The following is a 14,578-nucleotide window of genomic DNA, read 5'->3' on the forward strand; positions in this document are numbered from 1 at the left end:
ACTTTTTCAAAATAACAAATTTGATTTTGCCAATGAACAAAAAAGATTTTACATACATACTTCAACATCCACAGGGTATTTCACATCAGCAAACTGAGACTGTAAAATCTATTATTGATGAATTTCCATATTTCCAATCGGCTCGGGCGGTTTATCTTAAAGGCTTAAAAGACCAAGGTAGTTTTAAATACAATCAAGAACTTAAAACTACAGCGGCTTACACAACAGACCGAAGTATTTTGTTCGATTTTATAACATCTGAAAATTTTGTTCAAAATGAAATTTCGCAATTCATTAAACAAAACATTGCCCACTTAAAAGATATAGATGTAGACGTTGAAGATGTGTCTGTAAATAAAAGCGTAACTATTGATAATGATTTAAGGCAACAAATAAAAGACACATCTGGTGTTTTAGATCCGAAACTTTTTCTTCCAAAAGAAGAACGACCAAAGAAACCTTTTGTTCTAGACGAATCAGAATCTATTGAAATCATTGCTACAGAATTAGAAACAAAGGAAGCATCAGCTGAAGAGATATTAAACTTAGGAAAACCACTTCAATTTGATAAAAGAGAAACACATTCTTTCAACGAATGGCTAAAGCTAACTAGATTTAAGCCCATAAAAAGGGAAGAAAATAAAAGTGAACCAAAAACTGAAACTAAAGTTGCATCAATTTCTGATAAAGAGAAAGCTAAAAAGTTTGAGTTAATTGATAAATTTATAACAGAAAATCCTAAAATAAGCCCTTTAAAATCTACAGTTACAAAAGGCAATCTTGCCAAAGCACAATTAATACAACCTGAAGCTTTAATGACAGAGACTTTAGCACGTATTTATGTTGAGCAAAAAAACTACAAAAAAGCGATTCAATCTTATAAAATTTTAAGTTTGAAATATCCAGAAAAAAGTAGTTTCTTTGCAAACCAAATTAAAGCAATAGAACAATTACAAGAACAAAATAAATAGAAATAATGAGTACGTTTACAATATTTTTAGCACTAATAGTGGTAGTAGCATTTTTACTAATTGTAGTAATTATGGTGCAAAACCCTAAAGGTGGTGGTTTGTCATCTTCATTTGGAGGTGGTGGTACACAGCAATTAGGTGGTGTAAAAAAGACAACAGATTTTTTAGATAAAAGTACCTGGACTTTAGCAACATTATTGTTAGCGTTAATTTTGCTATCAAATGTAGCCATTAATAGAGGCGGTGAAAATCTAGACTCTAAAGCTTTAGATGTTGATGCAACAACAACACAATCTTTACCAACTATTCCTTCAGATACAGCAAATGATGCTGCTGAACCTATTGAAACTCCTCAAGAGTAATTCAATAAAAACAACAAAAAATGCCAACTAATCCAGTTGGCATTTTTTGTTTCTGAAAGTTTGTCAGTTTACCGGCATTGGCACATTTTTAGCATAATCCAAATACATAAATCACAATTAAATTAATTAAAGAATATAAAAATGAGCTTAAACATTAAACCATTAGCAGACAGAGTTCTTATTGAACCTGCTGCTGCTGAAACTAAAACAGCATCAGGAATTATCATTCCAGATAACGCTAAAGAAAAACCTCAAAAAGGAACTGTTGTTGCTGCAGGTAAAGGCACTAAAGACGAGCCTATAACAGTAAAAGTAGGTGACACTGTTTTGTATGGTAAATATGCAGGAACAGAGCTTAAACTTGAAGGAAAAGATTATTTAATCATGCGAGAAAGTGATATTCTAGCAATTGTTTAATTAAAAAATAAAACTAAATAAAATGGCAAAAGATATAAAATTTGATATTGACGCACGTGACGGTTTAAAACGTGGAGTAGATGCATTAGCAAATGCTGTAAAGGTAACTTTAGGCCCTAAAGGACGTAACGTTATAATTAGTAAAAGTTTTGGTGCACCACAAGTAACTAAAGATGGTGTATCTGTAGCAAAAGAAATTGAGTTAGAAAATGAGCATGAAAATATGGGTGCTCAAATGGTAAAGGAAGTTGCTAGTAAAACTAACGATTTAGCTGGTGATGGTACAACAACTGCTACCGTTTTAGCTCAAGCTATTGTAAAAGAAGGACTTAAAAATGTAGCATCTGGCGCTAACCCAATGGATTTAAAACGTGGTATAGATAAAGCCGTTGAAGCCATTACTGAAAATTTAGATAAACAGTCTAAAAAAGTAGGAAACTCTTCTGAAATGATTAAACAAGTCGCTGCTATATCAGCTAATAACGATGATACTATTGGAGAATTAATCTCTCAAGCTTTTGAAAAAGTTGGTAAAGAAGGTGTTATTACTGTTGAGGAAGCTAAAGGAATGGAGACTTATGTGGATGTTGTAGAAGGCATGCAATTTGACAGAGGTTACTTATCACCGTATTTCGTAACAGATTCAGATAAAATGATTGCTGATTTAGAAAATCCATACATTTTATTATTCGATAAAAAGATTTCCAACCTACAAGAAATTCTTCCAATATTAGAACCAGTTGCTCAATCTGGTCGTCCGTTATTAATTATTGCTGAAGATGTTGATGGACAAGCATTAGCTACCTTAGTAGTTAATAAATTAAGAGGTGGATTAAAAATTGCTGCTGTTAAAGCACCAGGATTTGGAGATAGACGTAAAGCCATGTTAGAAGACATAGCTATCTTAACTGGTGGAACTGTAATTTCTGAAGAAAGAGGGTTTACTCTTGAAAATGCAGATTTATCTATGTTAGGAACAGCCGAAACAGTAACTGTTGACAAAGACAACACAACTATTGTAAACGGTTCTGGAAAAGCATCTGACATCAAAGCTCGAGTAAACCAAATTAAATCTCAAATAGAAACTACTACTTCAGACTACGATAAAGAAAAGCTACAAGAACGTTTAGCAAAATTAGCTGGAGGTGTTGCTGTGCTTTATGTAGGTGCTGCAAGTGAAGTGGAAATGAAAGAAAAGAAAGACCGTGTTGATGATGCTTTACATGCAACTAGAGCTGCTGTAGAAGAAGGTATTGTTGCTGGTGGTGGTGTAGCACTAGTTAGAGCAAAATCTGTTTTAACCAAATTAGAAACTACAAATCTTGACGAAACAACAGGTGTACAAATCGTTAATAAAGCTATTGAAGCTCCTTTAAGAACTATTGTTGAAAATGCTGGAGGTGAAGGCTCTGTTGTTATCAATAAAGTTTTAGAAGGCAAAAAAGATTTTGGTTACAACGCAAAGTCTGACGAGTATGTAGATATGCTAAAAGCTGGTATTATCGATCCTAAGAAAGTAACTCGTATTGCATTAGAAAATGCAGCTTCTGTAGCTGGTATGATTCTAACAACAGAGTGTGCTTTAATCGATATTAAAGAAGATGCTCCTGCGATGCCTCCAATGGGAGGTGGCGGAATGCCGGGCATGATGTAATGGCGAATCACAATTTATAACTCACTCTTTTCTATTAGATGTAGCGAGTAACATAAGTATTAAAAAACGCTTCCAATATGGAAGCGTTTTTTTATTCACCAATATTTCTTAGTTTTAAAATTCAATACTTTACACATGAAAAAAATAAATTGGCAATATGCTTTTGGAGAAGTTTTAATTGTAATTATAGGTATTTCAATTGCTTTTAGCATGAATAAATGTGCTGAAACATCTAAGGATGATAAGTTAAAATTTCAGTATCTCAGCAGCATTAAGAATGATCTTGAAATTGATAAAACTAATCTTGAAACTAATTCTAAAGAATTAGATACAAAAATAGGTACTCTACAAAAAGTAATGCCACTGTTTAATGAGACAGACCCAAATAAGAAAAAAGGGATCCGTCAAATCTTCGGAATTATGCAATTAACCGATTTTAACCCAAAAGACATTACATATCAATCTATGATTAATTCTGGCCATTTTAGCTTAGTTAATGATTTTGAGCTTAAAACCACTATAGAAACACATTATTCCGATTATAAAACAATCTTAAAAGATTATGAACGACAAGAAATTATTCATAAACAATACGTTGGAGATTACTTTATTCATAACATGGATTATGATGCTATGCGGCAAGGCGGACTTGGGTTTAAAGATGAGAAATTATTAAAAAACATTTTACAAAGTATGAATGGCTCTCTTATACTAAAAAAGCAAGCAAGCGAACGTGGCATTAAAAGTTGCGATAGTTTAATTAAAGTAATTTCGGAAAAACTAAACAACCTTTAAATTAAACTAACATAAGAAAGAAATATTTAGATACAAATTAACTTGATCGCAAAATCTTTTCCATTTTTCTGCCCTTTGCTAATTCATCTACCAACTTGTCTAAAAATCTACATTGCTTTGTTAAGAGATTATCAATTTCTTCAATACGGTAACCACAAATAACACCTTTGATTAGTTCTGCATTTGGATTAATTTCGGCTTCTCCGAAAAACTCCTCAAACGTTACTTTTCGGTCTATGAGCTCTTGTATTTTGGCATCATCAAAACCAGTTAACCAAGTAATTACCATATGTAACTCTTCTTTAGTTCTTCCCTTTTTCTCAACCTTAGTTACATAATGTGGATAAACTGAAAAGAACTTCATTGTTCTAATACGTTCATTGTGTTCTGGTGTTGTTTTCATTGGTTATGTTTTAATTGTCATTTTCATGTTCTGCCTTTAAATTCTCATCACGGTATTTACAACATGCATGTACTTTTGCATAATCTTCATCAGTAGCTTTTTCTTCTTCAACATCATGTCCTGCAGCTAACACATTGCTTTTTATCACCTTAGTATCGGTTTTACGTTCATCAAAAATCAATTTGAGCTCATGTGTTTCAATATTCCACTGTGCATATTTAACACCTTTTGTACTTAAACATGCTTTCTCAATACGTGCTTTACACATGCCGCAAACACCATCAACCTCCATGGTTGTTTTAGCATTTTTATTTTGGGCAAAAGTTGTGGTTCCAATTAGCATTAAAGCTATTATTATAACATTTTTCATATTTGTTTATTTTTTAGTTAGGTCGAGCGCAGTCGATACCTAAATTTAAATATCTCGACTGCGCTCGAGAAAATTCTTTTTATTTTATTTTATATCGCAATCCCGCATAATACATACTTCCAAAAATTGGGCCATACACAAAAGTAGAATCAAAATTTGCACCAAAAGGGTCATCTACTCCTAAAACAGGGTTTGGCTGCCTCAAATTAGTTATGTTTTCTCCTCCTAAATATACTTCAAATTTAGAAGAAAATACTTTGGTAATTTGCGCATTTAATGTTGCTACAGTTGGTGTTCTTTCTGGTAATTGATACTGCACCGGATTGGCAGTTGTATTTGCATATCGCTGGTCTCCTAGCCAATTAAATGTTGTATCAAACTTCCATTGCGCATTGTTTTCTTTTAGTTTTGTTTTATACCCCAAGTTAATAAAAAAACGATGTTTTGGTGTTAACGGTCGTTCTAGTCTACCTGAATTATAATCGGTTTTTACATTATAAAACTTATATGCTGTTCTTAAATCGAAACCTTCAAAAGCATTATAATTTAATTCTAATTGAAAACTTTTTGCAAAGCTTTTTTCTTCTAGGTTGTAGAAATTAATTTCTGTTGGGGTTTCCCAATCTACTACAACTTGATTTACAAAATCTGTTTTATAATAATCGAAAGTAATATCTGCTTTTCGTCCAAAGAGATTAAACCCTTGCAAGTATGAAAAACCGTAATTCCAAGCTATTTCTGGATCTAAACCATAAATAACTCCTCCAGAATTTAAAATATTAATTTGTCTAGATGTTGAAAATAGTTGCTGGTTTTCAGTAAAAATATTTGCACTTCGCTTTCCTCTTCCAAATGAGATTCTGAATGCAGATTTACTCCATGGCGAATATCTTGCATGTAGCCTTGGCGTTACAAATGTTCCTAATAAATTATGATGGTCTACACGAATACCTGCGGTAAGATTTAAAAGCTCTAAATTATCAAAACTATATTCGAAAAACGCACCTACTGAATTTTCGGTTCTTTCATAATCAATTGTATTTACAAACTCATCATAGTGGTCGTAAGTGTAGCTAACTCCTGTTTTAATTTTATGTCTAGAATCGCTTATTATAGAGTTGTAAATAGCATTTGCATATAAACTATTATGCTTAATATTATAGGTATTCAATCCAAAATAAGATTCTTGATTATGACTACTAAAAGCGGTTTGAACACCTAAACTCTGCCAAGGTATTTCTGGATTTACATAACCAAACTTTGTGGAAACTTCGTAGCGCCTTGTATCAATTTCACTACCCCAACTATTGGTAGTTAACCTATCTGTTTCCGGGTTAAAAGTTAGTTGACCACTTTGCTTTTCATCATTTAAAAACTTCAAATTAATAAAACTCACGAAGCCTTTTTGTGTATCTACATATTGCCAACGGTTCATAACGTTAATTTGATTAAACAATGGCATATCTAAAAAACCATCATTATTTACATCATGCTTTTTGTTATGTGTATTACCATGTAGGTATAGGCCTGTATACCATTTATCATTTACTTTTGTATTTATATGCGTATTTAGCTCTAAACGTTCGTTTGTTGCACCATATAAGTTTACAAATAGTTTATCATCTGTTGATGGTTTTACCAATTCGGTATTTATCTGACCTGCAATACTTTCAAATCCATTAACCACGCTCCCCGAACCTTTTGTAACTTGAATACTTTCTACCCAAGTTCCAGGAATAAAACTCAGTCCGTATGCTTGAGATGCACCTCTAATAGATGGTATATTCTCCGTAGTTATTAAAATATATGGACTTGTTAACCCTAACATTTTTATTTGCCTAGTTCCTGAAATAGCATCTGCAAAATTAACATCGATAGACGGATTAGTTTCAAAACTTTCAGAGAGATTACAACAGGCAGCTTTTAACAACTCTTCACTACTTACTGTAAAAACATTTTGTGCTTGCATATACGATTTTGCTGTTGCTTGTTTTCTTGAAGTTATTGTTATTTCATCTAAATTATCAGTTGGCTTTAACCAATGTTTAATGAATTTTGGTGAATTAATTGTTAAGGTATCGGTTTTAAATCCTACATAACTAATAACTAATTTATTAAACTCGGGTTTGTATAACAGAGTAAAATCACCATCAATATTGGTAACAGTACCAACCTCAGAATTTAACCAATATACGTTTGCTCCCGCCAAACCTATATCTTGATTTTCATTATTTGCTTCGAGTACTTTTCCTGAAATACGCTCTTGAGAAACAAGAAAAGCGGGAAACATCAATACTATATATATCAATTGTTTCATTTAATTGTAAGTTTTAATTAGCATTATAACTGCCATGATAATCATGATGCTATTTTCAATAAAGGTTGCTTTTGTCATGGGTAGTTTTAATGCTGTACCCAAACAAGCGCATTGAATTGCTTTTTTACTTAGTAATGCTTTGGTAACACCAATAGTTGTTATTCCTAAAATAATTAGCGTAGTTACTAATGCTATTGAAATTTCAAATCGGGTTAAAAACATAACACCTAAAATAACTTCAATGAAAGGGTATAGCCAACCATAAATCGGGACAACCTTTGCAAGAGGGTCGTACATTCTAAAAGATTTCGGAAAACCTTTTAAATCTAAAAACTTAAAAAAGCTAAAAACGATGTAAAATAAACCCATAAAATCGAGCATAAACGCTCCTAACTCCCAAGGCTTACTATTTAACAAAACAGAAGCTGTAATAATGTAACAGAATATTAAAAACAAAGGAAATAATTGTTGTAAATCACTTTTCGATTCGGTTTTAATAGGTACTGTATTAAATATGTTTTTTTCTGAAATAGTATACTTTTCAGAAAGAGTATCTTGCAACTTTTCTATAGAAATCTTCTCTGTGGTTTCGATAGTTGCTTCAGAGGTTTCTAGATTAACCGATGCATATTTTACCTGCGGAAGTGCATTAAGTTTATCCTCTACAGAAGTTCTACAACCATTACAGATCATGCCTGTAACTGAATATGTTTGTTTCATGATTTTTTAATTAATAGTTTTTGAAAAAATCTAATAAATAGACCTAAAAGTCACACTTAGACTACGCTTAGTGAAACATTTAAAAAATTACAAAAACTAAAAATCAAATTAAGAAAACCTGATCTAAAACCTGTATGTCGGCGACTAAATTAGGTGGAGAATAATCTTTGTGAGGAATGATTTGTTTTGGTAAGCTTTCAAAACCATTCAGATAAGTTTTAGCAAAAGCTAATGTAAATTGTTGTTGTTCAAAATTTAAATCTTCAAACGATGAAAATTTTAGTTCGTCTTGTCCTTTTACAAAGTCAAGCTCATCCTTACAACATGATTTCTTTTGCAACTTTTCTATAGCTTCCATTCCACATTTTTCAACTTCTGAAAAAACAGAAGCATCAATTAAAACATCGCCACAGTAATGCTTTTCTACGGTAAATGAAACTGTAGAAAACACTACCAACAATGCTAAGAAAGCAGAAAATGATTTATGTAAAATTTGCTTTATCACGTTACAAAATTACAAAAAAAATACAACCTCTATCTTTTTTATCATAAGCTTAACAATTAACCTTTTAGCTTGTGGTAATAAAATGCTGGCAATAGAAGGATTAAAATTATTGGCTGAATTAAAAATCTACGAATGTTAAAAAACAAATAATAGTCTTCTTGTTTTGGATTAATTACAAAGTATAAATAAAGTAAAATGAGTATCAAATATGAGATACCATATACTAAAATCGAAAACTTTAATACACTCTTGTCTCGAAAAAAAAGATATATAATACATAGAGAAATTCCAGTATTTAAAATATACCGTAGTGTTGTAAAAGAAATTACTTTTAAAACCTCTCGTCGAGGGCTATCAATATATAAATAGTCATTTTGAAAAAAAGTTAAATACGGGTCGTAAAACAAATCGTTTTCAAAAAATCGAATTAGCACTAACAACCCAAAAAAGAAAAACAACAATATGTATTTTAAAGCCTTATCCATCTTTCTTGTTAAATTTAGAAAACCTATTAACCCAAAAAATCCATAATAAAAAAACCATCCCATAAATAATAGCTGGAAATATTACGGTATGTAAAACCTCAGATTTTTCAGGGTAATGATATAAGCCTAAACTTAAAATAACTATTCGAAATAAGTTAACCACATAAATTAAAACACTCCCAGAAAAAATATATAATAAAGTGATTTTTAACTTTCCTGAAAATGCAATTACGAATGAAAAAAACAAAATAATAACACTTACAGCATTACAACCCTCAATAATTCGAGCCAAATAATTTCCGTTTAACATAAGTTTCATCGAAGGTTCATTTGGGTGAGGTAATACTTTAGCCTCGTAACCCAAACTATTTAGTAACGATTCACTCTGTTTTGCGACCAAATTAGTCATATAATCTGGGTAGAATTTTGAACCATCAGAATATTGCAAATAAAATTTATACAATACAGTACACAAAACATATACTAACAAAAAAGTGAGTATAAACTTTATAACCGACTTGTATTTTACAAAAAGTGATTTCACAAAAAAATTATATAATAACTGGATACCGAATTTAAGCCTTTTTAAATACTTTTACCAAAACTTTTGAATTTATGATTTTTGAACAGTTAAAACCGCAAATAGAATCTATTTTAGCAAACACAAAAACGGACAAGAATGATTGTCTTTTAAAAATTTGTGAATTACTAGAAAACAAAATAGATTATTATAATTGGGTTGGTTTCTATTTTAGAAATGGTAAAAAGGAAGAACTCATCTTAGGTCCTTATGTTGGTGAACCTACAGACCATACAATTATTCCATTTGGAAAAGGAATTTGCGGACAAGTTGCTGTAAGTAATAAAAATTTTGTAGTACCCGATGTAGCTGCTCAAGACAACTATATAGCCTGTAGTATAACTGTAAAAGCAGAAATAGTAGTGCCTATTTTTGTAAACGGTGAAAATATTGGCCAGATAGATATTGATTCAAATACACCAGACCCCTTTACAGAAGAAGACGAACGATTTTTAGAGTTTGTTTGCAGTAAAGTTGCTGAAATTTTATAGTTGTTAACAACTTCTCTTTTTCGTTAAAAAAACACTCGTTTTTTAATCAAACTCATCTCTTTTTTTTAAAGGAAATAAGTACTTTTGCGATTATTTGCAAACTCAAGCAGAAAACACTTAATTTTTTAAAATTACACAACTAATGAGCAACGAAAAGACCATTAAATCAGCATTAATCTCAGTATTTAGCAAAAACGGATTAGAACCTATTGTAAAAAAATTAGATGAACAAGGTGTAACCATTTATTCTACTGGTGGTACTGAGAAATTTATTAACGATTTAGGCATTAATGTTGTTCCTGTTGAAGATGTAACTTCATATCCATCAATATTAGGCGGACGTGTTAAAACGCTACATCCAAAAGTTTTTGGCGGTATATTAAACCGTCAAAATCATGATGGTGATGTTGCTGAATTAGCTGAATATGAAATTCCTCAAATAGATGTTGTAATTGTAGATTTATACCCTTTTGAAAAAACTGTTGCTTCTGGAGCAAGTAATCAAGATATAATTGAAAAAATTGATATTGGTGGTATTTCGTTAATTCGTGCAGCAGCCAAAAATTATGCTGATGTAATTTGCGTCTCTTCTGTTGACGATTATGCAGAATTTTTAGAATTGATTTCTGAGAATAAAGGATCAATTTCTGAAGAAGATAGAAAACGTTTTGCTGGAAAAGCTTTTAACGTGTCTTCCCATTATGATACTGCAATTTTTAATTACTTCAACGCAAACCAAGAAGAAACTGTTTTAAAAATTAGCGAAACTAATGGTAAAGTTTTACGTTATGGCGAAAACCCACACCAAAAAGGATTTTTCTTTGGTGAATTTGATGAATTATTCACAAAACTTCACGGTAAAGAATTAAGCTATAATAATTTACTTGATGTTGATGCTGCTGTAAATTTAATGTTAGAGTTTAAAAACGATGCACCAACATTTGCTATTTTAAAACACAATAACGCTTGTGGATTAGCGCAAAGAGAAACGTTACACCAAGCTTATGTGGATGCTTTAGCTGGAGATCCAGTTTCAGCTTTTGGAGGTGTACTAATTAGCAACAAAGAAATTGATTTTGCAACTGCTGAAGAAATTCATAAATTATTCTGTGAGGTGGTTATTGCGCCTTCTTTTTCTGCTGAAGCACTGGAGGTATTAAAAGGTAAAAAGAATAGAATTCTATTAGTGATTCATGATATTGAGATGCCAAAAACAAACGTAAGAAGTTGTTTAAACGGTGTTTTAGTTCAGGATAGAAACAGTATTACTGATAAGGCTGAAGATTTAAAAAACGTAACTAACATAGCGCCTACTCAGGCTCAAATTGATGATTTAATTTTTGCTTCAAAAATTTGTAAGCATACCAAATCAAACACAATCGTTTTAGCTAAAAACAAGCAACTATGTGCCAGTGGAACAGGGCAAACAAGTCGTGTTGATGCTTTAGAACAAGCCATCCATAAAGCTGGTACTTTTAAATTTGATTTAAAGGGTGCGGTTATGGCGAGTGATGCATTTTTCCCATTTCCTGATTGCGTTGAAATTGCAAACAATGCTGGCATTTCAGCTGTAATTCAACCAGGTGGTTCAATAAAAGATCAATTAAGTATTGATTATTGTAATGAAAATAATGTAGCCATGGTTATGACTGGAACACGTCATTTTAAACATTAAAAAAATAAAATTACAAAAAAAAAGAGCACTAAATTAGTGCTCTTTTTTTATTTCAATCAACTACTTCTTATTATTAATTTCTCACGACTCTTTTAGTTGTACTAAATCCTGAATCTTTGTCTAAAATATTCAAGAAATAGGTTCCAATATTTAAATCACTAAAGTCTAAAGTCATTTCACCTCTTGTTGATAATGTTTTACTCATAATTTGTTTTCCTAACATATCAAAAACCTGTATGTCTAAATCTAAACTTTGATTTCCTTTGTACTTCATAGTTAATGAATTCTTGGTAGGATTAGGATATAGAGCGAAATCAAATTCTGCAGAAAAATCATCCGTTGATAATGAGCTACAATCTACTCCTGTTAATCGATTAACTGTTATTGGATTTGACAAATCAAAACATCCTTGGATATCATTTGCATTTAAATCTACTTCTAATCCTGTAATAGTCCCTTCCCAAGCTAAGTACCAAACTAAACACACACCTTCACCTGCTCCATCAAAATCTACAGCACTAAATGTTGGTGGTAATCCTAAAATATAACCCGCAGCATCGGTAACTACCCATGCAAAGTTCTCGCCTTGACTGTTTGCTACCGTTATTGCGCCTTCTGGAATATTATCTGCTATTCCATCACCTGTTGTAAATGAAAATGGCCCGCCAAATAAATCACCTCCATTAGCATCACAACCACTAGCATTGTTACGCTCTACTAATATTGAGTTTGACAAATCAAAACATCCTTCGATATCATTCGCATTCTTTCCTGGTTCTGCTCCTGTTATCTCTCCATCCCATGCTAAATACCATACTAAACAGTTACCTGCTCCTGCTCCATCAAAATCTACAGCACTAAATGTTGGTGGTAATCCTAAAATATAACCCGCAGCATCGGTAACTACCCATGCAAAGTTCTCGCCTTGACTGTTTGCTACCGTTATTGCGCCTTCTGGAATATTATCTGCTATTCCATCACCTGTTGTAAATGAAAATGGCCCGCCAGTTAAGACTCCTCCGTCAGCAACACATGATGTACTCCACGAAGCGGCAGATCCACCGGTTGTAGTAGTATAAGGCGCATTACCCGAAACGAAATTATTTGCATTATCCCAACGACCAGCCGTTACTGCTTGACTTACTCTGGCTTGATTAGCTGCTCCCCATTGTACATAAGATATTAAATCTGCTGCATTAGATGAACCGAAATTACTATTGCTAAACAAGCTTAATCCATCTGCTGCAGTTTCCATTCCTGAATATGATAATTCCACGTCTGCTCCCGGAGCTAACATAATACTACCACTTATTGGTGTAAGTGATCCTATTTGAACATAAGTTCCTGGACCTAAACATAATTGATAATTCGTTAAATTAACCATAGACGATCCCGGATTAGAAATCGTTAAAACATCAGTAGTAGGATTTACACTTGTAAAAGTGACATCTTGAGCCATCACTCCAAAAGTTCCTACAAAAAAACACAACAAAGCAACAACGCTTTTTGTTATGAAATTTAATTGTAATTTTCTTTTCATTATTTCTTATTTTTAATTTATTCGATAAAATTAGAATCTTACTATCACAAAAAATGTTAGCCAGCTAACACACCTAAAAATAATTGGAGGTTTTTATAAAAAACAAGAAATCAAACCATATAAAATCGATGAAAACACCTAATGGAAAAGATAAAATCTATTTACAAATATTTTGAACATCATATAACTTATATATTTAGTAACTTTTATTACATTTACGGAATTCATTTTAAACCACATTAAATTATTAATAGCACATGGGATTTTTCGACTTCCTTAGCGAGGATATTGCAATAGATTTAGGTACTGCAAATACACTTATTATTCATAACGACAAAGTTGTTGTTGATGCACCATCTATTGTTGCAAGAGACAGAATTTCTGGTAAAATAATTGCAGTTGGTCAAGAAGCCAGTTTAATGCAAGGAAAAACTCATGAAAACATCAAAACTATACGTCCGTTAAAAGATGGCGTAATTGCAGACTTTGATGCTTCAGAGCAAATGATAAGTATGTTTATTAAAAACATACCTGCACTAAAAAAGAAATTTTTTACTCCAGCTTTACGAATGGTAATTTGTATTCCGTCTGGTATAACCGAGGTAGAAATGCGTGCGGTAAAAGAAAGTGCAGAACGTGTCAATGGAAAAGAGGTTTACTTAATACATGAACCTATGGCAGCAGCTATTGGTATTGGCGTAGATATTATGCAACCCAAAGGAAATATGGTAGTTGATATAGGTGGTGGTACTACAGAAATTGCAGTTATTGCTTTAGGTGGGATTGTTTGTGATAAATCTGTTAAAATTGCAGGTGATGTTTTTACAAATGATATTGTTTACTATATGCGTACCCAACACAATTTATATGTTGGTGAGCGAACTGCTGAAAAAATAAAAATACAAATTGGAGCTGCAACTGAAGATTTAGATTTACCGCCAGAAGATATGAGTGTTCAAGGTCGTGATTTATTAACAGGGAAGCCTAAACAAGTTTCTATTTCTTATAGAGAAATTGCAAAAGCTTTGGATAAATCTATACTCCGAATTGAAGATGCTGTTATGGAAACTTTATCGCAAACTCCTCCAGAATTAGCAGCCGATATATATAATACAGGTATTTATTTAGCTGGTGGAGGTTCGATGCTTCGTGGTTTAGACAAACGATTATCGCAAAAAACAGATTTACCTGTTTATATTGCTGAAGACCCATTACGTGCAGTAGTTAGAGGTACTGGTATTACACTTAAAAACTTACCTAAATACAAAAGTGTTTTGATAAAATAGTCTAATA

At 32.1% G+C, this 14,578-nt stretch carries 16 protein-coding genes; 8 read left to right on the plus strand and 8 right to left on the minus strand.

Going from position 1 to position 14,578, the window contains the following annotated elements; translation table 11 throughout:
• Window positions 1–32: 32 nt before the first annotated feature.
• The 5 genes from ABD939_RS05920 (at window position 33) to ABD939_RS05940 (ending at window position 4,199) form a co-directional block, all read left to right on the plus strand.
• Window positions 33–971, plus strand: coding sequence for a hypothetical protein (locus tag ABD939_RS05920; RefSeq protein WP_345165667.1), 939 nt, complete (start codon window positions 33–35; stop codon window positions 969–971).
• Window positions 972–976: 5 nt separating this feature from the next.
• Window positions 977–1,333, plus strand: a complete 357-nt coding sequence (gene secG, locus ABD939_RS05925; protein ID WP_345165670.1) for a preprotein translocase subunit SecG — start codon at window positions 977–979, stop codon at window positions 1,331–1,333.
• A gap of 141 nt (window positions 1,334–1,474) precedes the next feature.
• On the plus strand, window positions 1,475–1,750 hold the full coding sequence (locus ABD939_RS05930; RefSeq protein ID WP_345165673.1) for a co-chaperone GroES: 276 nt from the start codon (window positions 1,475–1,477) through the stop codon (window positions 1,748–1,750).
• A gap of 22 nt (window positions 1,751–1,772) precedes the next feature.
• Window positions 1,773–3,404 (plus strand): chaperonin GroEL, encoded by a 1,632-nt coding sequence (gene groL / locus ABD939_RS05935; protein WP_345165676.1) that lies wholly within the window; start codon window positions 1,773–1,775, stop codon window positions 3,402–3,404.
• Window positions 3,405–3,539: 135 nt separating this feature from the next.
• A complete protein-coding gene (locus tag ABD939_RS05940) occupies window positions 3,540–4,199 on the plus strand; it encodes a DUF6090 family protein (protein ID WP_345165679.1) in 660 nt (219 codons plus the stop codon).
• A gap of 37 nt (window positions 4,200–4,236) precedes the next feature.
• Here the strand turns inward: ABD939_RS05940 and ABD939_RS05945 are convergent, their stop codons facing one another.
• From ABD939_RS05945 to xrtF, 7 genes are all read right to left on the minus strand, one after another.
• The gene (locus ABD939_RS05945; protein ID WP_345165681.1) at window positions 4,237–4,602 is read right to left on the minus strand and encodes a DUF2200 domain-containing protein; all 366 of its coding nucleotides are present in this window, start codon (window positions 4,600–4,602) and stop codon (window positions 4,237–4,239) included.
• A 10-nt stretch (window positions 4,603–4,612) separates the two neighbouring features.
• Window positions 4,613–4,972, minus strand: coding sequence for a heavy-metal-associated domain-containing protein (locus tag ABD939_RS05950; protein WP_345165684.1), 360 nt, complete (start codon window positions 4,970–4,972; stop codon window positions 4,613–4,615).
• A 79-nt stretch (window positions 4,973–5,051) separates the two neighbouring features.
• On the minus strand, window positions 5,052–7,289 hold the full coding sequence (locus ABD939_RS05955) for a TonB-dependent receptor (protein ID WP_345165687.1): 2,238 nt from the start codon (window positions 7,287–7,289) through the stop codon (window positions 5,052–5,054).
• A complete protein-coding gene (locus ABD939_RS05960; protein ID WP_345165690.1) occupies window positions 7,290–8,009 on the minus strand; it encodes a heavy metal translocating P-type ATPase in 720 nt (239 codons plus the stop codon).
• Between the two features lie 103 nt (window positions 8,010–8,112).
• On the minus strand, window positions 8,113–8,514 hold the full coding sequence (locus tag ABD939_RS05965) for an HYC_CC_PP family protein (RefSeq protein WP_345165693.1): 402 nt from the start codon (window positions 8,512–8,514) through the stop codon (window positions 8,113–8,115).
• Between the two features lie 56 nt (window positions 8,515–8,570).
• A complete protein-coding gene (locus ABD939_RS05970) occupies window positions 8,571–8,999 on the minus strand; it encodes an exosortase F system-associated membrane protein (protein ID WP_425550278.1) in 429 nt (142 codons plus the stop codon).
• Window positions 8,992–9,543 carry an exosortase family protein XrtF gene (gene xrtF, locus ABD939_RS05975; protein ID WP_345165699.1) on the minus strand — a complete coding sequence of 184 codons (552 nt, stop codon included), beginning with the start codon at window positions 9,541–9,543 and terminating at the stop codon, window positions 8,992–8,994. Before xrtF ends, ABD939_RS05970 begins: the two co-directional genes overlap by 8 nt.
• 71 nt (window positions 9,544–9,614) lie before the next feature.
• On the opposite strand from xrtF, the gene ABD939_RS05980 reads away from it, so the two are divergent.
• Entirely contained in the window at window positions 9,615–10,070 is a 456-nt protein-coding gene (locus ABD939_RS05980; protein WP_345165702.1) for a GAF domain-containing protein, read from the plus strand.
• A 142-nt stretch (window positions 10,071–10,212) separates the two neighbouring features.
• The gene (gene purH / locus ABD939_RS05985; protein WP_345165705.1) at window positions 10,213–11,745 is read left to right on the plus strand and encodes a bifunctional phosphoribosylaminoimidazolecarboxamide formyltransferase/IMP cyclohydrolase; all 1,533 of its coding nucleotides are present in this window, start codon (window positions 10,213–10,215) and stop codon (window positions 11,743–11,745) included.
• A gap of 73 nt (window positions 11,746–11,818) precedes the next feature.
• Here the strand turns inward: purH and ABD939_RS05990 are convergent, their stop codons facing one another.
• Entirely contained in the window at window positions 11,819–13,285 is a 1,467-nt protein-coding gene (locus ABD939_RS05990; protein WP_345165708.1) for a T9SS type A sorting domain-containing protein, read from the minus strand.
• A 257-nt stretch (window positions 13,286–13,542) separates the two neighbouring features.
• Between ABD939_RS05990 and ABD939_RS05995 the strand changes: the two genes are divergently transcribed.
• Complete coding sequence (locus ABD939_RS05995; RefSeq protein ID WP_345165711.1) at window positions 13,543–14,571, plus strand: rod shape-determining protein; 1,029 nt, start codon at window positions 13,543–13,545, stop codon at window positions 14,569–14,571.
• Window positions 14,572–14,578 lie beyond the last annotated feature (7 nt).

This window comes from Algibacter aquimarinus, from assembly GCF_039543265.1.
Taxonomy (GTDB): domain Bacteria; phylum Bacteroidota; class Bacteroidia; order Flavobacteriales; family Flavobacteriaceae; genus Algibacter_B; species Algibacter_B aquimarinus.